Source organism: Paractinoplanes rhizophilus (assembly GCF_042664765.1).
GTDB classification, from domain to species: Bacteria; Actinomycetota; Actinomycetes; order Mycobacteriales; family Micromonosporaceae; genus Actinoplanes; species Actinoplanes rhizophilus.
Genome location: NZ_JBHTBJ010000038.1, coordinates 40,796 through 67,665, shown reverse-complemented (window position 1 = coordinate 67,665; position 26,870 = coordinate 40,796). Strand labels below are relative to the sequence as shown.

Sequence of the window (26,870 nt, the reverse complement as noted above, 5' to 3'; positions counted from 1 at the left end):
CGGGCGTGCGTGCGGGCGGCGCGTGCGTGCGGGTGGCGGCGCGGGCGCGTGCGGGTGGGGCGCGGGCGCGCGTGCGGGTGGGGCGCGGACGCGCGGGTGCGGTCAGCGGGTGGCTACCGTGCGGGCGGCGTGGGTGGCTGCTTCGTGGGCGGTCTTCTTCAGGAGCTCGGCGGTCTCGATGAAAGGGTCCATGGCCGGGTTGACGCCGGCCAGGGTCAGCTCGCGCTCGATCAGCGTGAGGTCGGCGCCCCACACGTCGGCGACGATGCGGCGCAGGTAGGCGGTGTTGTGGTCCCAGCCCTCGCGCGGGGTGCCGGGGCTGTAGCCACCGCCGCGGGTGGTCACGACGATCGCCGGCTTGCCGTCGAGCAGGCGCTCGCCCTGGGCGCCGCCGGCGATGGCCAGGTCGATCCAGATCTTGGCGTGCTGGGAGACGCCCCAGTTGTACAGCGGCAGCGCGAGGATCACGGCCTCGGCGTCGCGCAGCTCGGCGGCCAGCGTGGTGGCCAGCGCGACCGCTTCGCGCTGGTCGTCGGTGTGCTGGTCGGCGGTCACGAACCCGCTCAGCGCCGCGTGTGCCCAGGCGTCGGCGGGCAGCGGGTCGGAGCCGATGTGGCGGCGCACGAAGGTGGTCTCCGGCCGGACGGCCAGCCACTCGGCCTCGACGATGTCGGCGAGCTCGCTGCTGGCCGAGCGGGGGCCCTGGATGCTGGCGTCGATACGAAGAACGGTCACGGAAACGCTCCCTGGTCTCGGGTGTTGAACATTCAACACCGCGTCGCCCTGAAGCTTGCCACGGCAAGTATTGAATATTCAAGACGGGTACCCTTCAGTGGTGACAAACACCACGGGCGGCGGGAGCGCCCGCGACCGCACCCCGCCGCCGGATGACGACGTGCCCTGGCTGACCACCGACGAGCGCAACGCCTGGATGACTCTCATCTCCCTGCTGGCCAGCCTGCCGACGGCGATAGACGCCCAGCTCAAGCGCGATTCCGGGCTGAACTTCTTCGAGTACTCGATCCTGTCCGCGCTGGCCCGCCGGCAGGGCCGGGCGGTGCGGATGAACACGCTGGCCCAGTACGCGGGCGGCTCGGCGTCCCGCCTGTCGCACGCGGTGACCCGGCTGGAACGGCAGGGCTGGGTGCGGCGCGAGGTGCACAACACCGATGTCCGCTGCACCGAGGCGATGCTCACCGAGAAGGGCATGGCGATGCTGGAGGCCGCGGCGCCCGGGCACGTCCGGGAGGCCCGGCGGCTGGTCTTCGACGCGATCGCGCCCGAGCAGGTCGGGCAGCTGCGGCAGATCTGCCGCCAGCTCGTCGGGTCGGCGTCCCCCGAGCTCGCGCTGGCCCTCGAGCAGGCGATCGCCGAGGCAGCCGCCGAGGAGGCCGCCGAGGATCCGGCGAGTGGCGCCGAGGAGTTCGACCGGGCGATCCTCGAGCGGACGGCCGATTCGCCGTGCACGGCGGCGGTCGGGTCGTTCGAGTCATCGTGCACCGAGGGCTTCGAGTCGGCGGGCGCGTCGGGCGGCGTGGAGGGGCTCGGGTCGGCGGGCGCGGCCGGCGGGTCGGCGAGTGGGTCGGCCGGTGCGGCGGGCGTTGGGTCGGCGGGTGGGTTGGCTGTCGGGCCGTCCGGTGCGGGCGTTGGGTCGGCGGGCGGGTCGGGGCGTCTGGGGGCGCGCGATTAGCCGGGTTCGCCGGAGCTGGCTCTGGCTGCTCAAGAACACGCTCAACCGCGTGACGGTCCGCCTCGCTCGCGCGGGGGTGGGGCCGTTCGCGCTGGTCCGGCACGTGGGCCGGAAGACCGGGCGGGCGTACGAGACGCCGCTGCTGCTGGCCCGGCTGGGCGACGACTTCGTGGCGGAGCTGACCTACGGGCCCGAGGTGGCGTGGTATCGCAACGTCGAGGCGGCCGGCCGGTGCCGGGTGGTGGTGGGCGGCGTCGAGTACGAGATCGACCGGATCGAGGTGTGCCCGCCGGAGGTGGGGTTGCGTGCCTTCGGGTATCCCGCCGCGTGGGTGCTGAAGGCGTTGCGCCGCCGGGAGTTCCGGGTGCTGCGTCGACGGGTGTGAAACCCACTGCCGCGCGCGAAAGGCGCGCTGCGGCCTGGGGTGGCAGGTGGCCGCGCGCCGGCGCGCGGGGGACCGGTGCTGACTCGTACGGATATGGGTTAGATCTTTGTTCTTGCTCGGTCGACGAGGAGCGGGAGCAGTTCGGCGCGCCAGGTGTCGAGATGGATCTGGCCGGAGGACATGCCGCCGTGGGCGAACTCGCGGCGGAAGACCATCGGTTCGAGCTCGGTGGCCAGGTCGACGCCGACGATGCGGTTGAAGGCGGCGTAGAGCATCGCCTCGCACTCGCCCAGCGTGGGCGGGAGGTACGTGCCGGTGAGGTGGTCGCGCATCGCCTGCCACACCCACGGATCGCCGCGCAGGCCCCAGCGGTCGGGCGGCGGGTCGAAGAGATCGTTCACCTGCTTCACGAATATCAAGCCTGGCACTGCCGCGGTCGGTTCGCACGCCGGAAGCGTTGCGCCGCGGCCGATTCTGGCCTATCTGGCCGGTCTGTGGCTGGCCGTGACGCTGAGGATCGGATTGCTGCGCTAGGCGCTCGTGGCGGGGACCGCGGCGGCCAGGGACCAGTCGTGGCTGATGTCGGCGGCGGTGCGCAGCAGCTTGGGCAGGTGGTCCTCGATGAGGGTCTCGACCGAGGTCTCGGCGGCGTGGACGGTGACGTTGATCGCGGCGATCACGGTGCCGTCGCCGTCGCGGACGCCGGTGGCCACCGAGCGGATGCCGGGCGCCAGGTCTTGGTCGGCCAGCGCCCAGCCCTTGGCCCGGACCTCGCGCAGGGCGGCGTCGAGATCGGCCGCGGTCGGCTGCCAGCGGGCGTTGATGCCGGAGCGGGACGGCTCGGCCAGGACGGCCGACAGGGCTGCCGGCGGCAGGGCCGCCAGCAGCACCTTGCCCATCGAGGTGGCGGGGGCCGGAAAGCGGGTGCCGATGGTGACGGCCAGGGTGACGATTTTGGGTACGGCCACGCGCGCCACGTAGACGATGTCGTGCCCGTCGAGCTGGGCCATCGATGTGGACTCGTTGGTCTGCGAGACGAGCTTCTCCATGTGCGGGCGGGCGACCTCCCACATGCTCAGCGAATTGACGTACGCCATGCCGAGGTCGAGCACCCGCGGGGTGAGGGCGTAGCCGCGGTCGGCGGACCGGACGTAGCCGAGCTCCTCGAGCGTGATGAGGATGCGGCGCACGGTGGGACGGGCCAGGCCGGTCTGGCCGGCGATCTCGCTGAGCGTCATCGCGGGAGTGCCGGGGCGGAAGGAGCGCAGGACGTCGAGGCCGCGGGCAAGGGCCTCGATGAAGTCGGGCCCCGTGCCCCTTCCGCTGTCGGTCATTTGCCGAACCCTACTTGGTGTACTGATAGGGGTTGTGCAGGATCCTCGCCTCGGGAATCTCCGGGTTCATGCCGCGCTGCCAGGCCTCCTCGCCCAGGGTCTCGCGCAGGTGGTCGATGGTCGCGTTCACCTTGGCGCGGGCCGCCGCGAGGTCGGCGTCGACCAGCTTGCCGTCGCGCTTGACCACCTTGCCGCCGACCACGACGGTGTGCACGTCGCCGCGCTGTGCCTGGAAGACCACGTGGCCGTACGGGTTGAGCACGGGGAACATCGCGGGCGAGGCATCGTTCTTGATCAGCACGACGTCGCCCTGGCGGCCGGGGGTGAGCGCGCCGATCGAGGAATCCATGCCGAGCGCCTTGGCGCCGCCACGGGTGCCCCAGTCGACGACCTGCTCGGCGCGCAGCGCGTGGTGGGTGACGGTCTCCTTGTTGCCGTGCGCCTCCATGTGCTCGCGGACCCGGTCGGCGCTGAGCGTGGTGCGCATCGCCGAGAAGAGGTCGCCGCTCCACCACACGCTGGTGTCCATCGAGAGCGACACCGGGACGTTGTGCTTGCGCAGCTGCCAGGTGGGCGGGTATCCCTGGCCGGCGCTCTGCTCGCTCTCGGTGGAGACCGAGACCGAGCCGCCGGTGGCGGCGATCCGGTGGTACGAGTCGCTGCTGAGCGAGGCCGCGTGCACGTAGACGTTGCCCGGGGTCATGAAGCCGTTCTCGTACATGAGCCGGATGCCGTCGTCAGTGGTGACGCCCCAGACGCCGGCGTGCGTGGTGACCGGGACGCCCAGGTCGCGGGCGACCTCGAAGGCGGCCTTCTCCTGGAACGCGGGGTCGCCGGGGATGTCGAAGGCGAGCTGGAAGCCGGCCAGCTTGCCGCCGTCGATGCGGCGGCGGTAGAAGTCCTGGAACGCGTCGGAGGTCGACCACTCCCACGGGCCCTGCTGGATGTTGCCGTAGGCGAGCACGAACCGGCCGGGGACCGCCTCGAGCGCGTCGACGGCGGCGTCCGCGTGGTCGGCGGTCTGCAGGCCGTGCGACCAGTCGACGGTGGTGGTGACGCCCGAGTCGATCGCCTCGAGCGCGCCGAGGAGGTTGCCGGCGTAGATGTCCTCGGGGCGGAACAGCTTGCCCGACTCGAGGTAGTACCAGACGAAGTACTGCGTGAGGGTCCAGTCGGCGCCGTAGCCGCGCATGGCGGTCTGCCACATGTGGCGGTGGGTGTCGACCATGCCCGGCATCACGACGCCGTCGGTCGCGTCGATCTCGATCGCGCCCTCGGGCGCGGTCAGGCCCGGGCCGACCTCGGCGATCTTGCCATCAATGATCAGCACGTCAGCGCGCTGGTGGACCGTGTGCGCGTCGTCCATGGTGAGAACGAGGCCGTTCTTGAAGATCACCGGCCGGTCGCTGTCGCTCATCGCCCATCCTTTCGGGAATCCGGACCGCTGTCCGCAGAGCGGGCAGGGCGAGTGGCGTCAGTGTGCTCCCGGTCACCTTCCCGGTCAATAGGCCGTTTCGGCCTTGTTAAAGGTGCCGTTGACAGGCGCGCTCCGACGGCGCAAGCTGGCTCAGCGGACGAGTGTCCGCAGAACGGGCGGTGATGATGGCGCAGGGCCCTTTGCACGGTCTGCTCGTGGCGGATTTCTCCCGGATCCTGGCGGGGCCGTACGCGACGATGCTGCTGGCTGACCTCGGCGCGCAGGTGATCAAGGTGGAGGGGCCGGCCGGGGACGACACGCGCACCTGGATCCCGCCCGAGCGGGACGGCGTGTCCACGTATTACCTGGGGATCAACCGGAACAAGCGGTCGGTGGCGCTGAACCTCAAGGACCCGGCCGACGTCGCCGTCGCGCAGGAGCTGGCCCGGCGGGCCGACATCATGATCGAGAACTTCAAGCCCGGCGGCTTGGCCCGTTTCGGCCTCGATTACTCCGCGGTCGCGGCGGCCAATTCCAAGATCATTTATGCGAGCATCAGCGGGTTCGGATCCGGGCTCGGCGCGGAACTGCCCGGATACGACCTCATGGTGCAGGCCATTTCCGGGCTGATGAGCCTGACCGGTGCCCCCGATGGGCCGCCGTACCGCGCCGGGATCTCGGTCTTCGACGTGATGGCGGGCATGCACGCCACGATCGGCATCCTGGCCGCGCTCAACCACCGCGCGGCGACCGGCCAGGGGCAGCACGTCGAGGTCAACCTGCTCTCGTCGGCGCTCTCCGGCCTGGTCAACCACTCCAGCGCGTACGTGGCCGGCGGCACCATCCCGTTCCGGATGGGCAACGCGCACCCCAGCCTCTTCCCGTACGAGCCGCTGCCGGTCGCCGACGGCGAGCTGATCGTGATCGCCGGCAACGACGGGCAGTTCCGCAAGCTGTGCCAGGTGCTCGACCTGCCCGACCTGCCGTCCGATCCGCGCTTCTCGCGCAACCAGGACCGCACGGCCAACCGCGAGGAGCTGCGGCCGATCCTGGTGGAGCGGTTGCGCAAGCGGACGAAGGACGAGTGGTTCCGCGAGCTGCTCGCGGCCGGGGTGCCGTGCGCGCCGATCAATACCATCGACGGCGGGGTGGCGCTGGCGTCCGAGCTCGGCCTCGATCCGGTGATCTCGGCCGGCGGGGTCCCCGGGGTCCGCAATCCGATCACCTTCTCCGAGACCCCGGCGGGCTACGAACTGCCGCCGCCCGGTCTCGACGAACACGGCGAGGAGATCCGCGCGTGGCTGAATCAATGACCGGGTCCTCCGGGTCCTCCGGACGGCGCGGAGAACCCGGGCAAGAGACGGAATTGAGCTTCCCTACCGGGCTCGGCACGTCGACCCCGGAGACGATCTCGCTGCTCGGGCAGGATCTGGCGGCCGACCTGATGGGCAAGGTGGGCTTCGGCGAGCTGGCGTTCTGGCTGGTCGCGGGGCGGCGGCCGAGCGCGGGGGAGACCCGGCTGTTCGAGGCGGTGCTGGTGGCGCTGGCCGACCACGGCTTCACGCCCACGGCGATCGCCGCCCGGCTCACGTACCTGTCGGCGCCGGACTCCCTGCAGGGCGCCCTGGCGGCCGGCCTGCTCGGCGGGGGCTCCCGCTTCCTGGGCGTGACCGAGGACTGCGGCAAGTTCCTCGCCGCGACGCTGGTGGCGGCGGGCACCGAGCGCGACTACGACGTGATCGCGCTGAACGCCGTGCGCAAGGCCCGCGAGGAGAAGCGCTTCGTCCCCGGGCTCGGCCACCCGGTGCACAAGGAGCAGGATCCGCGCACCCCGGTGCTGATCGCGATCGCCGAGCAGGAGGGCCTGCGCGGCCCGCACCTGCGGCTGTTCGAGGCGATCGGCCGGGTGCATCCCGAGGTGCTCGGGCGGCGGCTGCCGCTCAACGGCGCCGGCGTCTGCGGCGCGGCGCTGGCCGATCTTGGCTTGCCCACCGATCTGCTGCGAGGATTCGCCTTGCTGGCGCGGGCCGCCGGGCTGCTCGGTCAGATCGCCGAGGAGCGCCGCCGCCCGATCGCGAACCAGATCTATCTCACCGTCGACCGGAACGCCGTCTACGAACCCCTTCCCGGCTCTCGAGAGGACTGACTATGGCCAGCATCGTCGCGGTCATCGCCTCGACGCATCACCCGTTCTACTATCGCGCCAGCACCGCCACCGGCGACGACCGGCCGCCGTTCGCCGACGAGTGGGTCCGCAAGATCACCGCCTTCCGCGAGACTCTGACCAGGGCGAACCCGGACGTGCTGGTGATGGTCGGCTCCGACCACTTCCACCAGCTGTGGCTGGACAACATGCCGCAGTTCCTGGTCGGCAAGGCGCCCTTCTACGACGCCAACTGGTACAACGAGGAGCGCGAGTTCGGCCTGCCGCGGATGCTGCTCAAGGGCCAGGAGGACCTGTCGGCGCACATCCTGCGCTCGGGCCTCGACCAGGGCTTCGACCTGGCGTTCAGCAACGAGCTGCGGATCGACCACAGCGTCACCTGCCCGATCATCACGCTGCGGCCCGAGGCCGATCTGCCGATCGTGCCGATCTACACCAACATCTTCGCGCCGCCGCTGCCGCAGCCCTCCCGCTTCGTGGCGCTGGGTGCGGCGATCCGCAAGATCGTGGAGGAATGGCCGTCGCATCTGCGGGTCGCGATCATCGGCACCGGACATCTGTCGCTCGAGCTGGGTGGGCCGCGACAATTCGGACCGCACGGGCCGGACCCGGAATTCGACCAGCGTGCGGTCGAGTGGATCGCCACCGGCGACCTCGACAGCTGCCTGCGCGAAGTGTCGCTGGAGAGCCTGCACGCGCCGGGCAACGCCACGCACGGCTTCATGGACTTCATGCTGATGATGGGCGTGGCCGGGGCCGGCGCGAAGGCCGACTACGTCGACAGCCTCGACCTCTTCCACACCATGGAGGCCTACTTCACCTGGTACCCGAACGGAGCCCCGGCATGAGCAAGTATCTGCTGGACAAATTCCTGTACACGGTGGACCGCGACCCCGAGCTCGTCGAACGCTATCGGGAGTCGCCGCGCGAGCTGGTCACCTGGTGGGAGGCGGAACGGGCCAACACGGTGCTCAACTGCCTGACCGGTGAGGCCAGCACGTGGCAGCGCTTCACCGACGAGGAGCGGACGGCGCTGATCGAGCACGACCACTGCAAGCTGTTCGAGCTGGGCGCGCATCCGTTCCTGACGCTGACGCTGTTCATCGCCATGTTCGAGCGGGACAACACCGAGCCGCTGGAGTACCAGAAGGCGTACGGCGCCCGGATGGCCCGTTTCTCGCTGCCGTACCCGGACATCGCGACATGATCCCCGCGGCCGTCCTGCGGATCTGCGGCCGTCCGCCGGCGGTGGAGAAGAGGCCGGCGCCGGTGCCCGGCGCGGGCGAGGTGCCGATCACCGTGGCGGCCGCGCCGATCACCCCACTCGACCTGCTCTGCGCCTCCGGCACCAGCTACTTCGGGATGCCGGCCACGCCGTACGTGCCGGGGGTGCAGGGTGTCGGGTACCGCGACGACGGCACCCCGGTCTGGTTCGCCACCTCGGCCGGGATGCGGCCGGGCGACGGCAGCATGGCCGCGGCGGTCTCGGTGCCGCACGTGGACGTGGTGCCGTTGCCCCGGGGCGTGCCGCTGCCGCTGATCGCCGCCCTCGGGCTCTCCGCGGTCGCCGCGCACTCGGCGCTCACCCGCACCGGCGGGCTCACGCCGGGCGAGACCGTGGTGGTGCTGGGCGCCGCCGGCGTGGTCGGCCAGGCCGCGGTCCAGCTGGCCCGGATCTCCGGCGCCGGCCGGGTGATCGCGGTGTCCCGGTCGTCCGAGGCGCTCGAGCGGGCGGTGCGGCACGGCGCCGAGGAGGGGGTGTTGCTGCGGCCCGACGACGACCCGATGTCGCTGGCCGACCGGCTGCGCGCCGCCTCGGGCCCGGCCGACCTGGTGCTCGACCCGGTCTTCGGGGTCTCGGCCGCGGCGGCGCTGCGGGTGCTGCGGCCGGGCGGCCGGCTGGTCAACCTCGGCAGCTCGGCGTCGCCGACCGCGCCGATCGACTCGGCGACGCTGCGCAGCGGCTCGCTGCGGGTGCTCGGCTACACCAACAACGCGCTGTCCACCGCGCAGCGGGCCGAGTCGATCGGCGAGATCGCGTCGCTCGCGGCCGCCGGCCGGCTCACCGTGTCGCACGAGGTGGTGCCGTTCGGCGACGTCGCGCGCGGGTGGGAACGGCAGGCCGCCGGCGAGGCCGACGGCCGGATCGTGCTGGTGCTGTAGCGCCTCGCCCTCAGGGGCGTAGCCGCACGATCTCCAGGGCGGCGATCTCGGCCGGGTCACTGGTCGCGTCCAGCGCCGTGATCCGGCCGTTGTCGACGGTGGCGCGCACGGCGAACCGGGTCTCGCCGGCCAGGACCACGACGAAGCCGGCCGCGCCGTCGATCAGGGCGGTCCGGGCGGCCTGGGCGCTGCCGGAGAAGAAGCCCGCCACGTTGTTCGCGCCGCGGTGCTGGATGGCGCCGTTCAGCCGCACCTCGACGTCCGGGTCGAGCAGCGTCAGCAGCGTGCCCAGCTCGCCGCCGCGGGCCGCGGTGAGGAAGGCGTCGACGATCTGCGGGTCGGCGGGGGCGTCGGCGGACGGGTTGGCGCGGACCCGGCGGCGGGCGCGGCTGGCCAGCTGGCGGGTCGCGTCCGGCGAGCGGCCGACGATCGGCGCGATCTCGTCGAACGAGACGGCGAACAGGTCGTGCAGCACGAAGGCGAGCCGCTCGGCCGGCGCGAGCGTCTCGAGGACGACCAGCAGCGCGAGGCCGACCGAGTCGGCGAGCAGCGCCTCCTGCTCGGGGTCGGGCTCGGCGGCGGGCTGGTCGTCCGACGCGTACTCGTCCTCGCGGCGGGCCGTGCGCTGCCGCAGCATGTCGAGGCAGACCCGGCCGACCACCGTGGTGAGCCAGGCCGACAGGTTGTCGACGTCGCCGCCGGCGCGGCTGAGTCGCAGCCAGGCCTCCTGCACCGCGTCGTCGGCCTCGCCGGTCGAGCCCAGCATGCGCAGCGCCACCGCGCGCAGCCGCGGCCGGTTCGCCTCGAACTGTTCCGCCAGTGCCAGGTCATCCATCTGTTCGCCCCCTTTGTGGCTTATGCCACATCGGTCACAATCCCCGTTCGCGCTTCGTCTACTCACCGACGAACCAAACGGCGCCGATGTGACGGCGCCCGCGCAACGAGGAGAAAACGTCATGTCCGCTCGTCTCGAATACTCCGCCGACCTGATGCCCGACGTGACCAAGGCGGTCAACCTGCTCTACAAGGCCGCGCACTCGGCCGGCGTGGACCCGGTCGTGCTGGAGCTGGTGCACCTGCGGGGCAGCCAGATCAACGGGTGCGGCCCGTGTGTCGACTCCGGAGCGCGCAACATGCGCAAGAGCGGGGAGTCCGACGACCGCCTGTTCGCCGTGCCGGTGTGGCGGGAGACGCCGTACTTCACCGACGCGGAGCGCGCGGCGCTCGCCCTTTCGGAGTACGCGACCCGGCTCGCCGACCAGCCGGACGCGGTGCCCGACGCCATCTGGGACGAGGCCGCGAAGCACTTCGACGACCGCCAGCTGGGCGCGATCGTGCTGTGGATCGCCACGACCAACTTCTTCAACCGCCTCAACGTCACCACCCGGCAGCAGGCGCCGCAGAATTGGGGATGAAGCCGGACCGCATGCGGGACTAGCATGCGCGGCATGACGGGGACCGATGTTCCACGCCTCGTGCGGCTGGCGGCGAAACTGACCATGGCGCTCGCGCCGGTGGGTCTGCTGCTCCTGCTCGACGGCCTTATGGAACTGCAGTGGAGGGCCAGTACCAACGCGCACGAGCTGGTCGCCCTGCTCGACAAGATCAAAGCCGACTATGGGATCGAGCCGCCCGAGCTGTTGCGCGGGCGGGGCGGCGCGATCCAGCTCGTGGTGCTCGGGGTGGTCTGCCTCGCGTACTCGAGCATGGGGATCTGGCTGCTGCGCGGGCGCGCCTGGGCGCGCACCACCGCGCTGGTGGTGGGCGCGGCGGCCACGCTCTTCGGGCTCTTCGGGGTGGGTGTCGACGCGACCGAGACGCGCACGCTGGCGAACTATTTCGCCGACCTGCACGGCTCGGCGATCGGCGAGCAGGAGGCGGCGGTGCGCGCGCTGCTCTACCCCGGCTGGTACTCCTGGGCCGAGGACATCGTGCAGGGCCTGCAGGTGATTCTGTCGCTGGTCGCGCTGGCGGCGCTCGCCTGGGCCGTGATCTCCCATTCCGACTGGTTCAGCGGCCGCCGCGACGCGGATGCCGCTCCCGACGAGTGGGACGCGGCGCTCGGCCGGGTCCGTGAGCAGTCCCGCCGGCACCTCGAAGCCGACTCCTGACGGCGATCACGCCCCGGGCATGCCGCGATCGCGAGGCGGCGATCCGGCGAGGGCGTGCCGCGATCGCGAGGCGGCGGTCATGACCAGGGCGTGCCGGGATCGCGAGGCGGCGGTCAGGACCAGGGCGTGCCGCGATCGCGGGGGACCGCGGCCCGTCCGCGGGCGGTCTGGGGCACTCCGGCCCGCCCGACGAACACGCTCGTGAGCCCGGGCGGTCCGGCCTCCGGCCGCGGCCGCCGGGCGCGGGCGATCAGCAGCACGATGATCGCCACCACGGTGGCCAGCCCGGCGGCCATCAGCATGGTCCCGACGATCGTCGGCGTGACCCGGTGTCTCGGGGCGCCGCGGGCGGGCGCGGGCACGACCGCCTGCCCGGTCAGTGTCAGGTCGCCGGTGGTGATCCGCACGTCGACCCGGGCCGGCAGCGACGGCGGCGTCGCGAAGCACACCAGGTAGCGGTCGCGCAGCGTGGACTCGACCTGGTCGAGGGCCGGCACCACCACCGGCCGGCCGGCCGGGGCGAAGAAGCCGCCGGTCGCCGCGGCGGCCGCCGACCAGAACTCGCTCGCCGCGGCGGTGCCGACCACCACGAGGATCGTGCCGGCCGCCCGGAAGTCCCGGGCGAGATCGGCGGCCTTCGCCCCGCCGGCGTCGGCGGCCGAGGTGTACATCACCACCACGCGGCGGCCCGTCTGCGCCCGCGGGAACTGACCGCGTGCCATGGCCAGCGCGGCCTCGGTGTCCCGCTTGCCGGCCGCGCGCATGCCGGTGAGCGCGCCGACCACTTGGGACGGTCCGGGCAGCGGTTCGGTCGCCGGGTGGGCCGGGAACCGGTCGGGGATCACCACGGACTGTGTGCTGCCGGGCGCCTCGAGGATGAACCGGGCGGCGGCGCTCAGCCAGGCCGGCAGGGCGGCGGCGCCGGCGGTCGAGGCGTCCACCACGATCGAGACGGCGAGGCCGTCGGACATCACCGGCACGAGCTCGGCGCGCTGCTCCCGGCCGTCGAGCGTGACATGGACGGCGCGCTTTCCCTTGGCGTCGCCGGCGCCGAGATCGACCACCACGGCGGTCCGGCCGCCGCCGCTGAGCACGCCGGTCACCGGAAGCGGAACGGGCGCCGCGGCCGCGGGCGCCGCGCCGGCGATCAGGAAGGCCACGATCAGCACCGCGAGCGTGCCGGCCCGGCGGCGGGGCTCAGGCCGGCGAGGCGAACGCGATGACATTGTCCCGATAGCTTCCGCGAGCCCGGTCGAAGCTGCCGCCGCAGGTGACGAGCCGGAGCGTGGGGTCGAGGGTGGGCGCGTAGACCAGGTCGGTGGGGAACCGGACCTTGGGAACCCGGGCGATCCTGGTGATCTTGAAGGTGGCCACGCTGCCGTCGGCGCGGTCGACCCGGACGGTGGTGCCGGCCTTCGCGCGGTAGAGGTCGATGAAGATGCCGGGGCCGGTGTGCGAGTCGACGTGGCCGAGGATCACCGCGGGGCCGGGCTGGCCGGGGCGGGGGCCGTTCTCGTACCAGCCGGCCACGTCGGTGCGGGCGGGGACCGCGATCGAGCCGTCGCGCTGGAGGCCGAGGCGTTGCACCTTGCTGTCCACGTCGAGCGCGGGGATGCGCAGCCGCACCGGCTCGGCCACCGTGTCGTAGGTGCGGGCCGAGCGGAAGGTCCCCTGCTGTTCTGGCGACGGCGCCTCGGCAGCAGACGCGGAGAGGGGCGCGGAGAGGGCGGGCGCGGAGACGGCGGCCGGCGGGCCGCCGGCCAGCACCGCGAGCAGGATCAGCACGAGCGCGGCGAGAACCGGACCCCGGGCGTACGACGGCATCAGCGTTGTTCCACGACCGCGGCCATACCGCCGTACCCGGTCTGCGCCCCGCCCTTCGGCAGCCGCGCCGCCACCGTCGCCCCGAACGCGTCGGCCATCGTGCGCGCCAGGTCGAACATCTCCTGGTACGTGTCGTAGGCGACGTCGTGCGCCGTGGCGTAGTCCTTGGCCGCGTACGCGTCGGCGTGCTTGAGCAGCATCAGGTCGTGCTGCTGCAGCGCCGCCTCGAGCTCCGCGGAGCTCATCCGCCTGCCGGTCGCGCCGTTCAGGAACGCGGCCGTCCGCGTCTCGATGCCGGCCAGCGCCGCCTTGGCCTGCGCCTGCTTGGCCTGGTCGCCCCCGGCCGTCGCGGTCGCGTACGCCACCAGCTGCTCGACGTGGTCGCCCCACAGCGCCTGGAACTGCCGGGCCGCGGCCGGGCCGAACAGCGAGTCCACGGCGGCGGCGAGGTCGCGGGTGTTCCCGTTGATCATCTGGCCGGAGGCGGCGAAGTCGGGGGAGCGGGTCACGGCCGCGCGGGTCAGGTCCTCCACCAGCGCGGCGTGCTCGGCGAGCAGCTTGCCGAGCTGGGAGCGCAACCGCCACAGCGGCTGCTTCAACGTGTCGGCGTCGCCGGTCGGCAGCAGCGCGTTCGCGAGGGTCAGCCCCAGGTCGTACGTGTGCCGGTAGCCCATCCGGTAGAGCGAGTCGGCCGTGGGGTAGTCCTTCGCCGCGTACGCGTCGGCCTGCTCTGTCAGATGTCCGACATGCTGCACGACCGCGGCCCGGGCCGCCGATCTCGGCAGGCGGCCCTTGGACGCGTCGGCGAAGAAGTCGCCCAGCTCCTGCTCGTACTCCACGAGCACGCCGCGCGCGTCGTCGAGCGCCTCCGCGTCGTGCGCCGCGAGCGCGCCGGCGTAGGCGAAGAGCTCCACGATGTGCTGCGACCACATCGGACCGAACTTGTCCGCCGTGGGCTTGCCGAACAACTGCCCGATCAGCGTGGTCATGGCCGTGGTGTTCTTGCCCAGCGCCGCGTTGGCGGACTGCACGAAGTCGTCGTCGCCACGGATGCGGCTGCGCATCAGGTCGGCCGCGAGCACCGAGTGCTGCCCGAGCAGCGCCTCGAACTGGATGGCCAGGTCGGGCGCGGAGGGCGTGGCCGGGGCCCGGTGCGTGGCCGGTGCCGCGGACGGTTCCTGGTGCGCGGCCGGCGCGGCGGACGGTTCCCGGTGCGCGGCCGGCGCTGTGCCAGGCAGGAGAAGCAGCAGGCCGGCGCAGAGAAGAGGCAGCGCCCGCCAGATCCGACCATGTCCAGGTATCGGCATGTGCCTCATCGCCCAGCATCGCCTCGGAGGAAGTCGCAGCCGACCATACGCCCGCCGCACCGCAGGGTCGAGTCCGGAGAGCGACCTACCCCACACCGTGCGTCCATGCAGTACGGTCGGCTTGGCTCATCAACGCTTGTTGATCTTCAAGGGTGGCCTGGGATGGTGACCACGGTCGGGCAGCTCGTCGCCGGGCGCTATCGGCTGGTGCAGCCGCTGGCCGCCGGGGGCATGGGCGGGGTGTGGCTGGCCTGCGACGAGCTCGATCGAGACGACCCGGTCGCCATCAAGAGATGCGAGATCCCGGCCGGTCTCACGCCCGACGAGCAGGACCTGTTCCGGGTCTGGACGGTCCGCGAGGCGCGCGCGTTCGCCCTGGTCGGTCACCCGAACGTGGTGCGCACGCTCGACGTCGTGCCCGGCGACGACGCCCCCTGGATCGTGATGGAGTACGTGCCGTCCCGGTCGCTGCAGGCGGTGCTCGACGAGTCCGGCCCGCTGCCGCCGGCCCGGGTGGCGGGGATCGGCCTGGCCGTCCTCGAGGCGCTGCTGGCCGTGCGCCGGGCCGGCCTGCTGCACCTGGACGTCAAGCCGAGCAACGTGCTGATCGCCGACGACGGCCGGGTGGTGCTCACCGACTTCGGCCCGGCGGTCACCACCGAGGGCGTGCGGGCGCTGGCCGGCGCCGGCATCGTCCTGGGCTCACCCAAATACCTGGCTCCCGAGCGGCTGTACGACGGGGTCGCGCTGCCCGAGTCCGACCTGTGGTCGCTGGGCGCCACGCTCTACCACGCCGTCGAGGGCCTGCCGCCGTACGTGCGGGACACCACCGCCGCGACGCTGCTCGCCATCACCGAGGGGCCGCCGGATCCGCCCCGGCGGGCCGGCGCGCTCGCCCCGGTGATCGAGGGCCTGCTGCGCCTCGATCCCGCGGCCCGGCTCGCCCCGCCCCAGGTGGCGGAGGGCCTCCGGGCCGTGCTGAAGCAGCCGGCCCAGAAGGCGGCGTCCGCCTCGTCCCCGGATCCGGCCGCCGAGCCACTGGCCGCCCTGCCACCCGCCGCTCTGCCACCGGACGTTCTGCCACCTGCCGCCGCGCCTCCGGCCGCCGCGCCTGGGCCGCGCCTCGCCGTGATCGTGGCCGCTGTCGCGGTGCTGATCGTGCTGGCCGCGCTGTTCCTCATGACCGGCCGGGACGACGAGCCCGCCAGCCTGCCGCCGCCGGCGGCGGTGGGCCTGCCGGAGCTGCCGGCCGGTTTCGCCTGGTCCACCACGTCGCCCCTGTTCCGCGTCGCCCTGCCGCGGGGCTGGCCGGAGGCCGCCGAGCTGCCCGGCGGCGGGCTGCGGGCGGGCGACGGCCGGCTCCGGGTGGAGATCCGGGCCGAGCCGCCGCCCGGGAACGTGGTCGCCGCGTTCACCGCCGCCGAGGCCCGGATCCGGCTGCCCGGGTACCGCCGGATCCGGATCGAGCAGCCGCCGGACGCACCCGGCGTGGTGGTGTGGGAGTTCACCTATCTGCCATCCTCGGGCGGGGCGGTGCGCGTGACGCGATGGGCGGTCCAGGCGGCCGACGGCCGGCGCATGTTCGTGCTCGACATGCGGTCGCCCGCCGACTCCTGGGCGACGGATGTCAGCATTTTCGATCAAGTCCTGCGCAGCTTCGAACCGGTATCGGGTGGGTGATGTACGGTTCGGGTTGTCCGTACTGATCTTCCGGATTGAGTGCAGAGTGACGCTTACGGCTGTGGTCCGCCGGTGAGGACAGGCACCATCGTGGCCGGGCGCTACCGGCTGGTTCACCCGCTCGGCGCCGGGGGCCTGGGCCGGGTGTGGCTGGCCGACGACGAGGCCGCCGGGCGGCCGGTAGCGATCAAGAAGACCGCGCCGCCCGACGAGCTCGACCCCGACGAGCGCGACCTGTTCCTCGACTGGACGGTCCGCGAGGCCCGCGCCCTCGCGGCGATCGGTCACCCGAACGTCGTGCGCACGTATGACGTGCTCCCGGACGCCGACGCGCCCTGGATCGTCATGGAGTACGTGCCGTCCCGCTCGCTCCAGCAGATCCTCGACGAGTGCGGCGCGCTGCCGCCGGCCCGGGTCGCCGGCATCGGCCTCGCCGTCCTCGACGCCCTGCTCGCCGTGCGCCGGGCCGGCCTGCTGCACCTCGACGTGAAGCCGAGCAACGTGCTGATCGCCGACGACGGCCGGGTGGTGCTCACCGACTTCGGCCCGGCGGTCACCGACGACGGCCTGCGCGCGCTGGCCGCGGCCGGCATCGTCCTCGGCTCGCCCAAATACCTGGCGCCCGAGCGGATGGACGGCCTCGCGCTGCCCGAGTCGGACCTGTGGTCGCTGGGCGCCACGCTCTACCACGCGGTAGAGGGACGGCCGCCGTACGCCCGGGCCACCCTCGACGACACGCTGAGCGCCATCGCCGAGGAGCCGCCCGACCCGGCCCGGCTGGCCGGCCCGCTCGGCCCGGTGCTCGAGGGCCTGCTGCGCCCGGACCCGGCCGACCGGCTGCCGGCCGGCGACGTGGGCGCCGAGCTCAGCGCGGTGGTGCTCGGCGAAGACGGGCCGCGGCCGGCCGTCGGCTGGCCGAGCCGCTCCCGGCTGCGGCTGGCCGGCCTCGCGGCGTTGCTGACCGTCCTGCTGGCGGTGGTGACGGTGCTGGCCGACCGGCACGGCGCATAATTCTCCGGTGTCCGCGCCCCTGTTCCTGGTCGACGACCTGCCCGCCGGTCCGTTCGGCACGCTGACCGGGCCCGAGGGCCACCACGCCGCGACCGTGCAGCGGCTGCGCGCCGGCGAGACGCTGATCCTCGCCGACGGGCGCGGCGGGAGCGCGACGGCCGAGGTGACCGCGGTCGGCAAAGGCACGGTCGAAGTGCGCGTCCTGACCCGGGACGCGACACCGGCCGCCGACCCGCGCCTGGTCGTCGCGCAGGGGATCGCCAAGGGCGACCGGGGCGAGCTCGCCGTGCAGGCGATGACCGAGATCGGGGTCGACGAGATCCTGCCGTGGGCCGCGTCCCGGTCGGTGGCGCAGTGGCGCGGCGACCGCGGCGCCAGGTCGCGCGAGAAGTGGGCGGCCACCGCGCGGGAGGCGGCCAAGCAGGCCCGGCGCGCCTGGCTGCCGGTGGTCGGCGGCGACCCGGACTGCTCGACCAAGCAGATCGCGGCCCGCCTGTCCGCCGCGGCGGCGGCGTTCGTGCTGCACGAGGAGGCGACCGTGCGGCTCGCCACGGCCGGCCTGCCGGCGAGCGGGGAGATCGTGCTGGTGGTCGGGCCCGAGGGCGGCATCGACGATGCCGAGAGGGCTTGCTTCGAAGCCGCGGGGGCGGTCGCCGTGCGATTGGGCGGCGAGGTTTTGCGTACGTCGACCGCGGGCGTCGCCGCGCTCTCGGTGCTGTCCACCCGCCTGGGCCGCTGGTGAGTCCCCGCCTGGGCGGTCGGGATCAGAGCTGGCGGACCAGCCGGCGGCGGTCCAGACCCGGCAGCGCGATGCGCTCGTCGAGGCCGTCGCCCGAGGAGACCTGGTGCGCGATCCGCGCCGCGACCCGGCGGACGATCAGCCGGCGCAGGCCCCGGGCCCGGATGCCGCCGCGGAACGGCCGGCCGAGGCGGCGCAGCCGGTCGGCCTGCCGGGCGATCGACGGGATCAGCTCGGGGAACGGCACGTGGAGCGCCTCGGTGGCGGGGGAGCCGAGGTACTCGAACGGCGCCGAGCCGGCCATCGGCGCGAATTCCACACCCAGCAGCTTCAGGTTGCGGTGGGCGCGCTGGTCCAGCAGGGCGACGACATGGCGTACGCCGGCCAGTCGTCCCGCGTTGAGGAAGGTGCGGTACAGCAGCGAGCTGACCGCGAGGCCGGATTTGCCGCCGCGGTAGGCGGGCAGCACCGCGAGCGTGGCGAAGTCCCAGATCCGGCCGTTGGCCAGGCCGTGCCGGGCGACGATGACGGACAGGTCGGTGCCGATGCGGGCGGGCGCGTCGTCGAGGGTCTTGCCGCCGCCGTCGATGACCCGGCCGGCGCCGGCGGGCAGGCCGGTCCGGCGGTCGAGCACCAGGAAGAACAGGCTGTCGTTCTCATAGCGGGTGTACTCGCCGGCCATGGTGGTGGTGTCGTTGCCGAACGACTCCTCGAAGACCTGCCGCTCGACCGTGCGGGCGACGTCGGCGAGCGGGGAGGCGGGCGCGACCGCCAGGGCCAGGAATCGGCCGGGCCGGTCGGCGTGCAGGGCGAGGGCCGTGGCGACGGCCTGGCGGACCGTGGACTCGTCGAGGTCGTAGGACATCAGAAGCCCTTCGCGACGATCTCGGTGGTCCGGAAGTACCGCTCGGTGAACGCGACGACCTCGGCCGGGTCGAAGGCCTTGCAGGTGTAGATGTCGACGCTGAAGAACGAGATCGGGCGCTCCCAGGAGTAGAAGTGCGCGCCCGAGGTCTCCCAGTGGATCCAGCCGGCCCAGCCGTAGAGGTCGCTGCAGTGCGTGACCGGCTCGATCAGCGTGATCATGTCGGTGACCACCGAGAGCTGGGACAGGTAGTCCTTGATGTGCTCATCGGTGATCACGAATGTCGGGTACCCCTCCACCACCAGTCGCTGCCGGTGAATCATTGGCGCAAGGTCACGGTAGTCGGCCGAGGAGTTACGCAACGTTATGGGAGCGAGCGACATGGAAACTCTACCTACCTGGCATAAGGGGTGAATCGGACTGATCCGACTCTAGCCGAAAACTACGCAGAGTCAAAGCGGTTGACATTACAGAGAGTTAACCCACACCGTCGCTGGAGGCCGACCCGCCCGAACCTGGTGCGGATTGGTGCGGACCGTACCTTCCGTCACGGTCCGGACGCGCTTCGCGAGCATTGGGCGCCCGGAAGTCTTGATCTGCCGGGTCCGCCGCGCGAAGGTCGGTATTCGATGACTGAATCTGGCCAGCTCCCGGCGCCGGCGGTGAACGTGCTCTGGCGGGCCGTATCCCGCAATCGATGGCGGCTGCTGGCCGGATGTTCCTTGATCGCCCTGCACCAGGCCTGCGAGGCGACCGTGCCGATCGTCATCGGCGAGACCGTCGACCTGGCCGTGGCGTCCGGCTCGATGGCCCGGCTGGCGCTCTGGGTCGGCCTGCTCGGCCTGCTGTTCCTGCTGCTCACCACGGCGTACCGCAACGGCGCCCGGCAGTTGATGCGTGCCCTCGCCGACGAGTCGCACGCGCTGCGCCTCGAGGTCGCGGCCAAGGTGCTCACCCCGCGCGTGGACGTGCGCACCGGCGACGTGCTCACCATCTCGACGACCGACGCCGACCACGCGTCCTACCTGCTCGACTACGTGCCGCGGATCGTCGGGGCGCTGGTGGCCACCGCGGTCAGCGCGGTCGGGCTCTGCCTGATCTCGGTGCCGCTCGGGCTCGTCGTGCTGGTCGGCACGCCGGTCGTGCTGATCGCGATGCAGCGGGCCGCGCCGCTGATCACCCGGCGGGTCGCCGCGCGTCAGGAGGTCGCCGGCCGGGCCTCCTCGGTCGCCACCGACCTGGTCACCGGGCTGCGGCCGTTGCGCGGCATCGGCGCGCAGGAGGCGGCCGACGCGCGATACCGCGAAGTGAGCCGGGAGTCGCTGCGGGCGACCCTGCTGGCGGCGCGCACCCAGGGCGGCTTCCAGGCCGCCTCCACCATGGTCAGCACGCTGCTGGCCGGCGGGATCGCGATCCTGGCCGGCTGGTTCGCGCTGACCGGGCGGATCAGCGCCGGCGAGCTGGTCACGGTGATCGGCCTGGCGGCCTTCCTCGGGGAGCCGTTCGCCACCCTGTCGGCGGCGCCCTCGTGGATCGCGACCTCGCGGGCCTCGGCCGACCGCATCGCCGAGGTCCTGCGCGCCCCGTCCGCGCCGAGCACCGCGGGCCATCCGCCGGTCCTGCCGACGTCCGGCGAGTGCCTGGGCGTGGTCGTGGAAACCGACGCGGCGTCGCTTCTGCGGCTCTACGACGACGGTTCGCCGGACGTGCTGGTGGCGCCGCACTATCCCGAGCTGTTCTCCGGCACGATCCGGGAGAACATCGTGCTGTCCGAGAAATCCGGCGACCTCGACCGGGTGCTCGACGCCTCGGCCGCCGACGACGTGGTCGCCGCCCACCCGGACGGTCTCGACCACGCCATCGCCGAACGCGGCTCCGCCCTCTCCGGCGGTCAGCGGCAGCGACTCGCGCTGGCCCGCGCGCTGCTGGCCGGGCCCCGGCTGCTCGTGCTGCACAACCCGACCACCGCCGTCGACGCGGTCACCGAGCACGCGATCGCCCGCGGCATCCGCGACCTGCGGCACCGCCCCGGATCCACGCTCGGCACGCTGATCGTCACCACCAGCCCGGCCCTGCTCGCCGTCACCGACCGGGTCGTGGTGCTGCGCGACGGCGAGATCGTGGCCACCGGCACGCACGCCTCGCTCGCCGCCGCCGATCCCGCCTACCGGGCGGCGGTGCTGCGATGAGCGCGGCGCTGCCGGTCGCCACCGCGCGGCAGACCGGCGGATGGTTGTTCGGCCAGCTGCGCACCCGCCGCCTCGAGCTGGCCGGCACGCTCCTGACCGGGCTGATCGGCGCGACCGCGTCGGTGGTTCCGGTCACCGCGCTGGGCCGGCTCGTCGACCTCGTACGCGAAGACGCCGCGCCCGCCGCCCTGATCCCCATCGCCGTCCTGGTCATCGTGGCCGCCCTCGTCGGCGGGCTGGCCTCCGGCGCCACCGCGACCCTGGTCAGCCGCCTCGGCGAGCGGATACTCGCCGCCCTGCGCGAGGAGACCGTCGGCATCGCGCTGCGCCTGCCCGCCACCGTCCTCGACCGCACCGGCCGCGGCGACCTGCTGTCCCGGGTCGGCGCCGACGTGGCCGCGATCGGCACGGCCGCCGCCGAGGTGTTACCCACCGTCATCTCGGCGATCCTGCTGGCCGTGCTCAGCGTGACCGCCATGTTCGGGCTGGACTGGCGGCTCGGCGCGGCCGGACTCGCCGCCCTGCCGCTGTACCTCGCCGCGCTGCGCTGGTACCTGCCGCGGTCCGCGCCCGTCTACGCCCGGGAGCGGATCGCGATCGGTGAACGGTCGCAGATGCTGATGGAGAGCCTCCAGGGCGTACGCACGGTGCACGCGTACCGCCTCGAGGCGCGCCACCTGGCCGGCATCGACGCCGCGTCGGCGCGGGCCCGTGACCTGTCGGTCGGGGTGTTCACGCTGTTCACCCGCTTCGTCGGCCGGATCAACCGGGCCGAACTGGTCGGCCTGGCGACGATCCTGGTGGCGGGCTTCTGGTTCGTGCGCTCCGGCTGGGTGACGGTCGGCGAGACGGCGGCCGCGGCGGTGCTGTTCCACCGGCTCTTCAACCCGGTCGGCATGATCCTGTTCACCTTCGACGAGATCCAGGAGGCCGGCGCCGGCCTGGCCCGCCTGGTCGGGGTGGGCACGCTCCGGGTCGCGGCGGCCGGGGAGGTGCAGCTGGACAAGGCGGACCTGGCGCTCGATCACGTGTGCTTCGAGTACGACGCCCGGGTGCCGGTGCTGCGCGACATCACCCTGCGGGTCGCGCCGGGTGAGCGGGTCGCGCTGGTCGGCTCCACCGGCGCCGGGAAAACCACCGTGGCGTCCATCGCCGCCGGCATCCTGCGGCCCCCATGCGGTACGGCGTCGGCGGGCGGCGTGCCGGTGGACGAGCTCGCTCCCGGCGTGATCGCGGTGATCAGCCAGGAGACCCACGTCTTCGCCGGCCCGCTGATCGAGGACGTCCGGCTGGCCCGCCCGTCGGCCTCGGTGGAGGAGGTCCGCGAGGCCCTGGCGACCGTCGGCGCCCTGGACTGGGCGCTGGCGCTGCCGTCCGGGTTGCGCACGCCGGTGGGCGAGGGCGGCCATCCGCTCACCGCGGCCCAGGGCCAGCAGCTGGCCCTGGCCCGCCTGGTCCTGCTCGACCCCGCTGTGGCCATCCTCGACGAGGCCACCGCCGAGGCCGGCAGCGCCGGGGCGCGGGCCCTGGAGGAGTCCGCCCTGGCCGCGACCCGTGGTCGCACCACCCTGCTGGTCGCCCACCGCCTGACCCAGGCGGCCACCGCCGACCGCATCGTGGTCCTCGAGGAAGGCGCCGTGCTCGAGGAGGGCACCCACGACGAGCTGGTGACCGCGGGCGGCCGCTACGCCGAGCTGTGGAAGGCGTGGCAGTCCCGCTCCTGACCCGGTCACGAGATGGTCAGCGGCGCCTCCAGGCGGAGGTCGTCCAGGGCGTGCGCGGCGGCCACTGTGTACTCGCCCGCGATGGTTTGCCAGCCGCCGTCCCAGATCTGGAACCTGCGGGGCGGCAGCGGGATCCGGACGGTCACCGTCTCGCCGGGGTGGGCCTCGACGTTCGCGAAACCGGCGAGCCAGCGGGCCGGGCGCTCGGGCGCGGACGCGTGCGCGGACACGTACACCTGGACGACCTCGCGGCCGGCCCGCGCGCCCGCGTTGGTCAGGGTGACCACCGCCTCGGTCGCGGTGACCGCCATCTCCTCGTAGTGCCAGGTGGTGTAGCCGAGACCGTGGCCGAAGGCGTAGAGCGGGGTCTTTCCGGAACGCAGCCAGCCCCGATAGCCGACGAAGATGCCCTCGTCATACGCCACGACGCCGTCGACCGGCTCGATCGCCAGGACCGGGCAGTCGGCCTCGGCGCGCGGCCACGTGGTGGGCAGGCGGCCGCCGGGCTCGGTCACGCCCAGCAGGACGTCGGCCAGGGCGGCGCCGGCCTCCTGGCCGGGGAACCAGGTCAGCAGGATCGCGGCGACCGAGGACGACCACGGCATCAGGACCGGCGAGCCGGCGTTCACCACCACGATCGTGCGCGGGTTGGCGGCGGCCACCCGGGCGACCAGCTCGTCCTGGCGGCCGGGCAGGGCCAGCGACGTGCGGTCGAAGCCCTCCGACTCGACCTGCTCGGTGGTGCCCACGACGACGACCGCGACATCGGACTCGGCGGCCAGGGCGGCGGCCTCCTCGATCATGCCGTCCTCGTCGGGGGCCGGCGGGCGGTGGCCGAGGGTGGTGGCCACCGAGTGGCCGGCGCCGCGGGCGATGGTCTGCTCGAGCACGATCCGGGCCGGCACGCCGGCCGTCAGCTCGACGGCAACGCGCTGCTCGCGCGGGGAGAGCAGCAGGTCGGCCCGGCCGGTGCCGGGCGGGTGCAGGGTGCCCTCGTACAAAATCTTGTCGTTGATCGAGAGCCGGAACGTGCCGAAGCCGGAGACCGCGAAGGTGTGCTCGCCGCCCACGCCGGGGGTGTAGGTGGTGATCAGGCGCAGGCCCTCGACCACATCCTTGTCGAGCCCGCCGGGGAGCGAGCCGATCCAGCGCACGGCCGCGGGGTCCACGGTGAACGTGTGCTCGCCGATGACCACCTCGGTGGGATTGTGCAGGGCCGGCAGGAACGGGCGCGGGTCGGCGCCGATCGCGTACTCGACGTCCACCCCGGACAGCGCCCGGGCCAGGCCCTCCATCGGCGAGATCGTGTGCGGCGGGGACACCTGGGCGCTGCCGCCGCCGAGCACCCGCGCGTCCATCGCCAGCGCGCCGATCACAGCCACCCGGGTCAGGGCGGCCGGTTCCAGCGGAAGGGTGAAGTTCTCGTTGCGGGCCAGCACAAACGACCGGGCCGCCACCTCGTGCGCGACCCGATCCCCATCGAGCCCCCCGGAAATCTCCGGCAAATCATCAAAAGCGCCGACGCGTACGGCGAGCCGCAGCACCCGCCCTACCTTGTCGTCAATCACCTCTTCCGGCACCTCGCCGGACCGGACCGCCGACACCAGCGCCGCGCCCCACGGGTTCTCCAGCTGTGGCATCGCGATGTCCAGCCCGCCCAGCGCCGCCCCGACCGTCGACCGGGCGGCCCGCCAATCCGAGACGACCACCCCGTCGAAGCCCCACTCGCCCTTGAGGATCTCGTCCTGGAGCCGCCCGTTCGAAGCCATCGGCGAGCCGTTCACCCCGTTGTACGCGCTCATCACGCCCCAGCCGCCGGCCTCGACGACCCGCTCGAACGGCGCCAGATAGATCTCGCGCAGCGCCCGCTCGCCGATCCGGACGTCCACCTCCATCCGGTCGGTCTCGAAGTCGTTGCCGACCAGATGCTTCACCGTCGTGCCCACCCCGTACGCCTGCACCCCGCGCACGAAACCCTCCGCGACCTCGCCGCTGAGCAGCGGATCCTCGGAATAGCACTCGAAGTGGCGGCCGCCGAGCGGGGTGCGCTGCAGGTTCACCGTCGGGCCCAGCAGCACGTGCACGCCCTTGCGCCGCGCCTCCTGCCCGAGCAACCGGCCCGCCGTCTCGGCCAGCTCCGGATCCCAGGCCGCGGCCAGCGCGGTCGGGCTGGGCAGCGCGATCGACGGATCGTCCGGCGCCCACCCCGTCCCGCGCACCCCGATCGGCCCGTCCGACATCACCAGCGAGCGCAGCCCGATCCGCTCGATCGCCGGCAGCGACCAGAAGTCCTGCCCGGCCAGCAGCGACACCTTCTCCTCAAGGGAGAGCCGCTTGATGACGTCCGTTATCTCGATCATCTGCTAACCCTAAGATCTGGCGGGTGGACAACAACTGCCTGTTCTGCCGGATCGTCGCGGGTGAGATCCCGGCCACCGTCGTGCACGAGACCGCGACGACCCTCGCGTTCCGGGACATCGACCCCAAGGCCGCCGTGCACGTCCTGGTGATCCCCAAGGAACATCACCCCGACGTGGTCGCGCTCGCGACGAACGATCCGGCCGGCTCCGCCGACCTTCTCGCCGCGGCGGCGGCGGTGGCCGAGGCCGAGGGCTTGCGCACCGACGGTTTCCGATTGCTGTTCAACACCGGCGCGTACGCGGGGCAGGAAGTGTTCCACGTCCACGCGCACCTGCTCGGCGGCGAGCCCCTCGGCCCGATGCTGGCGATTCGATGAGCGGCGCCCTCGCCCGATACGAACGGGCGGCTCGCAAAGCCCAGGCCGATGGGCGCGTCCCCGCCCTCTCGGTCGCGCTGCACCGGGCCGACCGCGAGCCGTGGGTGTTCACCGTCGGCGACTCCGGCAACCCGGGCCACCCGCTCGGCCCCGACACCCGCTTCCGGATCGGCTCGGTCACCAAGACCTTCACCGCCGTGCTGGTCATGCAGGCGCGCGACGAAGGGCTGCTCGACCTCGACAAACCGCTCTCGGCGTACCTCGACCTGCCGGCCCACGACGACGCCACCATCCGCCGGCTGCTCTCGCACACCTCCGGCCTCCAGCGCGAACCGCACGGCGACGTCTGGGACACCCTCGTCTCGCCCGACGCCGACCGCCTGCTCGCCGAGCTCGACCGGGCCGAGCGGGTGCTCCCCAACGCCCGCCGCTTCCACTACTCCAACCTCGCGTTCGGGGTGCTCGGCCAGCTGGTCGCCCGGCTGCACGGGACGACCTGGGACAGCCTGCTCACCGACCGGATCCTCGAGCCGCTCGGCCTCACCGCCACCACCACCGCCACCCCGGCCCAGGCCGCGGTCGGCTACCTCGTCGACGAGTTCTCCGACGCCGCCCGCCCCGAGCCCGACCTCGACCTCGGCGGCGCCGGGCCGGCCGCCCAGCTCTGGAGCACCGCCGACGACATGGCCACCTGGGCGTCGTTCCTCGTCTCGCCCGAGCTGATCGACCCGGACGGCAACGTGCTGGCCGCCGCCACCGTCGACGAGATGCGCTGGCCGCTGACCACCCGCGACGAGGTCAACTGGATCTCCGGCTTCGGCCTCGGCCTGATGCTGCACCCGCAGGGCCGGCGCGCCATGGACGTCGGGCACAACGGCGCCATGCCCGGCTTCCTGGCCGGCGTCCACGGCCGGCGCGGCGGCGAAGGCACCCCCGATGCCCTCGGCTGCGCCGTGCTCGGCTCCTCCGGTACCGCCGACCAGATCAACGAACTGGTGCACGAGCTGCTACGGATGGCCGTCGAGCTCGACCCGGCCGAGATCGAGCCCTGGTCGCCGGCGCCGCCCGCCCCGCGCGAGATCCGCTCCGCGCTCGGCAACTGGTGGAGCGAGGGATCGCAGTTCGTCTTCTCCTGGCACGACGGCGCCCTGCAGGCCCGGGTCGCCGGCACGCCGGCCGACCTGCCCCCGTCGATCTTCCGGCCGCTGCCCGGCCGCCCCGACGTGCTGCGCACGGTCTCCGGCCGCGAGGCGGGCGAGCAGCTGCGGCTGACCCGCGACGCGAGCGGCGCGGTGGTGCTGATGCACTGGGCGACCTACCGGTTCACGCGCGTGCAGGAGGCGTTCGACGGCGGCGCGGCCTGGGACGGTTCCGGTGAGTGAGCGGACGATAATGGCATCGGCGGCGAGCGTGCCCAGCGGATACGATGGCACGATCGCTGTGGTGACCCGCAGCGGAAAGCCCAAGCAAGATCATTGATGAACGCGTCGACGTGTCAGCGGCGCTGAGCATGAAAGCAGGTGGCGGAGG

27 protein-coding genes are annotated in these 26,870 nt (G+C 73.0%); 16 read left to right on the top strand and 11 right to left on the bottom strand.

Features of this window, described 5'->3' with window-relative positions; all coding sequences use genetic code 11:
- Nucleotides 1-102: 102 nt before the first annotated feature.
- Nucleotides 103-735: an FMN-dependent NADH-azoreductase gene (locus ACFQS1_RS33190; RefSeq protein WP_378975954.1), complete on the bottom strand. Its 633-nt coding sequence runs from the start codon at nucleotides 733-735 to the stop codon at nucleotides 103-105.
- A gap of 100 nt (nucleotides 736-835) precedes the next feature.
- Here ACFQS1_RS33190 and ACFQS1_RS33185 point away from each other — a divergent pair, with 100 nt between their 5' ends.
- A complete protein-coding gene (locus ACFQS1_RS33185; RefSeq protein WP_378975953.1) occupies nucleotides 836-1,690 on the top strand; it encodes a MarR family winged helix-turn-helix transcriptional regulator in 855 nt (284 codons plus the stop codon).
- A 49-nt stretch (nucleotides 1,691-1,739) separates the two neighbouring features.
- Nucleotides 1,740-2,075 carry a nitroreductase family deazaflavin-dependent oxidoreductase gene (locus ACFQS1_RS33180; protein ID WP_378975952.1) on the top strand — a complete coding sequence of 112 codons (336 nt, stop codon included), beginning with the start codon at nucleotides 1,740-1,742 and terminating at the stop codon, nucleotides 2,073-2,075.
- Nucleotides 2,076-2,173: 98 nt separating this feature from the next.
- Here ACFQS1_RS33180 and ACFQS1_RS33175 read toward each other — a convergent pair whose 3' ends face one another.
- The 3 genes from ACFQS1_RS33175 to ACFQS1_RS33165 all read right to left on the bottom strand — a co-directional run bounded on the left by ACFQS1_RS33175 (nucleotide 2,174) and on the right by ACFQS1_RS33165 (nucleotide 4,826).
- Complete coding sequence (locus ACFQS1_RS33175) at nucleotides 2,174-2,485, bottom strand: hypothetical protein (RefSeq protein WP_378975951.1); 312 nt, start codon at nucleotides 2,483-2,485, stop codon at nucleotides 2,174-2,176.
- Between the two features lie 120 nt (nucleotides 2,486-2,605).
- Complete coding sequence (locus tag ACFQS1_RS33170) at nucleotides 2,606-3,409, bottom strand: IclR family transcriptional regulator domain-containing protein (RefSeq protein WP_378975950.1); 804 nt, start codon at nucleotides 3,407-3,409, stop codon at nucleotides 2,606-2,608.
- A gap of 10 nt (nucleotides 3,410-3,419) precedes the next feature.
- Nucleotides 3,420-4,826 (bottom strand): amidohydrolase family protein, encoded by a 1,407-nt coding sequence (locus ACFQS1_RS33165; RefSeq protein WP_378975949.1) that lies wholly within the window; start codon nucleotides 4,824-4,826, stop codon nucleotides 3,420-3,422.
- A 182-nt stretch (nucleotides 4,827-5,008) separates the two neighbouring features.
- Between ACFQS1_RS33165 and ACFQS1_RS33160 the strand changes: the two genes are divergently transcribed.
- The 5 genes from ACFQS1_RS33160 to ACFQS1_RS33140 are packed head-to-tail and all read left to right on the top strand — an operon-like array spanning nucleotide 5,009 to nucleotide 9,153.
- On the top strand, nucleotides 5,009-6,139 hold the full coding sequence (locus ACFQS1_RS33160) for a CaiB/BaiF CoA transferase family protein (protein ID WP_378975959.1): 1,131 nt from the start codon (nucleotides 5,009-5,011) through the stop codon (nucleotides 6,137-6,139).
- A 53-nt stretch (nucleotides 6,140-6,192) separates the two neighbouring features.
- On the top strand, nucleotides 6,193-6,972 hold the full coding sequence (locus ACFQS1_RS33155; RefSeq protein ID WP_378975948.1) for a citryl-CoA lyase: 780 nt from the start codon (nucleotides 6,193-6,195) through the stop codon (nucleotides 6,970-6,972).
- 2 nt (nucleotides 6,973-6,974) lie between these two features.
- The gene (locus ACFQS1_RS33150) at nucleotides 6,975-7,838 is read left to right on the top strand and encodes a DODA-type extradiol aromatic ring-opening family dioxygenase (RefSeq protein WP_378975947.1); all 864 of its coding nucleotides are present in this window, start codon (nucleotides 6,975-6,977) and stop codon (nucleotides 7,836-7,838) included.
- Nucleotides 7,835-8,197, top strand: coding sequence for a hypothetical protein (locus ACFQS1_RS33145; protein ID WP_378975946.1), 363 nt, complete (start codon nucleotides 7,835-7,837; stop codon nucleotides 8,195-8,197). The genes ACFQS1_RS33150 and ACFQS1_RS33145 overlap by 4 nt, the downstream gene beginning before the upstream one ends.
- Nucleotides 8,194-9,153: a quinone oxidoreductase family protein gene (locus tag ACFQS1_RS33140; RefSeq protein WP_378975945.1), complete on the top strand. Its 960-nt coding sequence runs from the start codon at nucleotides 8,194-8,196 to the stop codon at nucleotides 9,151-9,153. The genes ACFQS1_RS33145 and ACFQS1_RS33140 overlap by 4 nt, the downstream gene beginning before the upstream one ends.
- Before the next feature lie 10 nt (nucleotides 9,154-9,163).
- Here the strand turns inward: ACFQS1_RS33140 and ACFQS1_RS33135 are convergent, their stop codons facing one another.
- On the bottom strand, nucleotides 9,164-9,988 hold the full coding sequence (locus ACFQS1_RS33135) for a sigma-70 family RNA polymerase sigma factor (RefSeq protein WP_378975944.1): 825 nt from the start codon (nucleotides 9,986-9,988) through the stop codon (nucleotides 9,164-9,166).
- A 121-nt stretch (nucleotides 9,989-10,109) separates the two neighbouring features.
- Between ACFQS1_RS33135 and ACFQS1_RS33130 the strand changes: the two genes are divergently transcribed.
- Both ACFQS1_RS33130 and ACFQS1_RS33125 read left to right on the top strand, forming a co-directional pair.
- The gene (locus tag ACFQS1_RS33130; RefSeq protein ID WP_378975943.1) at nucleotides 10,110-10,568 is read left to right on the top strand and encodes a carboxymuconolactone decarboxylase family protein; all 459 of its coding nucleotides are present in this window, start codon (nucleotides 10,110-10,112) and stop codon (nucleotides 10,566-10,568) included.
- Between the two features lie 33 nt (nucleotides 10,569-10,601).
- A complete protein-coding gene (locus tag ACFQS1_RS33125) occupies nucleotides 10,602-11,264 on the top strand; it encodes a hypothetical protein (RefSeq protein ID WP_378975942.1) in 663 nt (220 codons plus the stop codon).
- A gap of 113 nt (nucleotides 11,265-11,377) precedes the next feature.
- Here ACFQS1_RS33125 and ACFQS1_RS33120 read toward each other — a convergent pair whose 3' ends face one another.
- The 3 genes from ACFQS1_RS33120 to ACFQS1_RS33110 are packed head-to-tail and all read right to left on the bottom strand — an operon-like array spanning nucleotide 11,378 to nucleotide 14,395.
- Nucleotides 11,378-12,490 carry a hypothetical protein gene (locus ACFQS1_RS33120; RefSeq protein WP_378975941.1) on the bottom strand — a complete coding sequence of 371 codons (1,113 nt, stop codon included), beginning with the start codon at nucleotides 12,488-12,490 and terminating at the stop codon, nucleotides 11,378-11,380.
- On the bottom strand, nucleotides 12,462-13,088 hold the full coding sequence (locus ACFQS1_RS33115; protein ID WP_378975940.1) for a class F sortase: 627 nt from the start codon (nucleotides 13,086-13,088) through the stop codon (nucleotides 12,462-12,464). The genes ACFQS1_RS33120 and ACFQS1_RS33115 overlap by 29 nt, the downstream gene beginning before the upstream one ends.
- Nucleotides 13,088-14,395: a hypothetical protein gene (locus tag ACFQS1_RS33110; protein ID WP_378975939.1), complete on the bottom strand. Its 1,308-nt coding sequence runs from the start codon at nucleotides 14,393-14,395 to the stop codon at nucleotides 13,088-13,090. Before ACFQS1_RS33110 ends, ACFQS1_RS33115 begins: the two co-directional genes overlap by 1 nt.
- Nucleotides 14,396-14,557: 162 nt before the next feature.
- Here ACFQS1_RS33110 and ACFQS1_RS33105 point away from each other — a divergent pair, with 162 nt between their 5' ends.
- The 3 genes from ACFQS1_RS33105 to ACFQS1_RS33095 all read left to right on the top strand — a co-directional run bounded on the left by ACFQS1_RS33105 (nucleotide 14,558) and on the right by ACFQS1_RS33095 (nucleotide 17,828).
- Nucleotides 14,558-16,075 (top strand): serine/threonine-protein kinase, encoded by a 1,518-nt coding sequence (locus tag ACFQS1_RS33105; RefSeq protein ID WP_378975938.1) that lies wholly within the window; start codon nucleotides 14,558-14,560, stop codon nucleotides 16,073-16,075.
- Between the two features lie 72 nt (nucleotides 16,076-16,147).
- Complete coding sequence (locus tag ACFQS1_RS33100) at nucleotides 16,148-17,086, top strand: serine/threonine-protein kinase (RefSeq protein WP_378975937.1); 939 nt, start codon at nucleotides 16,148-16,150, stop codon at nucleotides 17,084-17,086.
- Nucleotides 17,087-17,093: 7 nt separating this feature from the next.
- The gene (locus tag ACFQS1_RS33095) at nucleotides 17,094-17,828 is read left to right on the top strand and encodes a 16S rRNA (uracil(1498)-N(3))-methyltransferase (protein ID WP_378975936.1); all 735 of its coding nucleotides are present in this window, start codon (nucleotides 17,094-17,096) and stop codon (nucleotides 17,826-17,828) included.
- Nucleotides 17,829-17,850: 22 nt separating this feature from the next.
- Here the strand turns inward: ACFQS1_RS33095 and ACFQS1_RS33090 are convergent, their stop codons facing one another.
- On the bottom strand, nucleotides 17,851-18,690 hold the full coding sequence (locus ACFQS1_RS33090; protein ID WP_378975935.1) for a hypothetical protein: 840 nt from the start codon (nucleotides 18,688-18,690) through the stop codon (nucleotides 17,851-17,853).
- Nucleotides 18,690-18,968 carry an S-adenosylmethionine decarboxylase gene (locus ACFQS1_RS33085; protein ID WP_378975934.1) on the bottom strand — a complete coding sequence of 93 codons (279 nt, stop codon included), beginning with the start codon at nucleotides 18,966-18,968 and terminating at the stop codon, nucleotides 18,690-18,692. Before ACFQS1_RS33085 ends, ACFQS1_RS33090 begins: the two co-directional genes overlap by 1 nt.
- 351 nt (nucleotides 18,969-19,319) lie before the next feature.
- Between ACFQS1_RS33085 and ACFQS1_RS33080 the strand changes: the two genes are divergently transcribed.
- Together ACFQS1_RS33080 and ACFQS1_RS33075 are read left to right on the top strand one after the other, a co-directional pair.
- Nucleotides 19,320-20,879 carry an ABC transporter transmembrane domain-containing protein gene (locus tag ACFQS1_RS33080; RefSeq protein WP_378975933.1) on the top strand — a complete coding sequence of 520 codons (1,560 nt, stop codon included), beginning with the start codon at nucleotides 19,320-19,322 and terminating at the stop codon, nucleotides 20,877-20,879.
- On the top strand, nucleotides 20,876-22,603 hold the full coding sequence (locus tag ACFQS1_RS33075; RefSeq protein WP_378975932.1) for an ABC transporter ATP-binding protein: 1,728 nt from the start codon (nucleotides 20,876-20,878) through the stop codon (nucleotides 22,601-22,603). Before ACFQS1_RS33080 ends, ACFQS1_RS33075 begins: the two co-directional genes overlap by 4 nt.
- A gap of 5 nt (nucleotides 22,604-22,608) precedes the next feature.
- On the opposite strand, the gene ACFQS1_RS33070 is transcribed toward ACFQS1_RS33075, so the two are convergent.
- Nucleotides 22,609-24,963, bottom strand: a complete 2,355-nt coding sequence (locus ACFQS1_RS33070) for a glycoside hydrolase family 3 protein (protein WP_378975931.1) — start codon at nucleotides 24,961-24,963, stop codon at nucleotides 22,609-22,611.
- Nucleotides 24,964-24,986: 23 nt separating this feature from the next.
- Between ACFQS1_RS33070 and ACFQS1_RS33065 the strand changes: the two genes are divergently transcribed.
- Together ACFQS1_RS33065 and ACFQS1_RS33060 are read left to right on the top strand one after the other, a co-directional pair.
- Nucleotides 24,987-25,340 (top strand): HIT domain-containing protein, encoded by a 354-nt coding sequence (locus ACFQS1_RS33065; RefSeq protein WP_378975930.1) that lies wholly within the window; start codon nucleotides 24,987-24,989, stop codon nucleotides 25,338-25,340.
- The gene (locus tag ACFQS1_RS33060; protein ID WP_378975929.1) at nucleotides 25,337-26,722 is read left to right on the top strand and encodes a serine hydrolase domain-containing protein; all 1,386 of its coding nucleotides are present in this window, start codon (nucleotides 25,337-25,339) and stop codon (nucleotides 26,720-26,722) included. The genes ACFQS1_RS33065 and ACFQS1_RS33060 overlap by 4 nt, the downstream gene beginning before the upstream one ends.
- Nucleotides 26,723-26,870 lie beyond the last annotated feature (148 nt).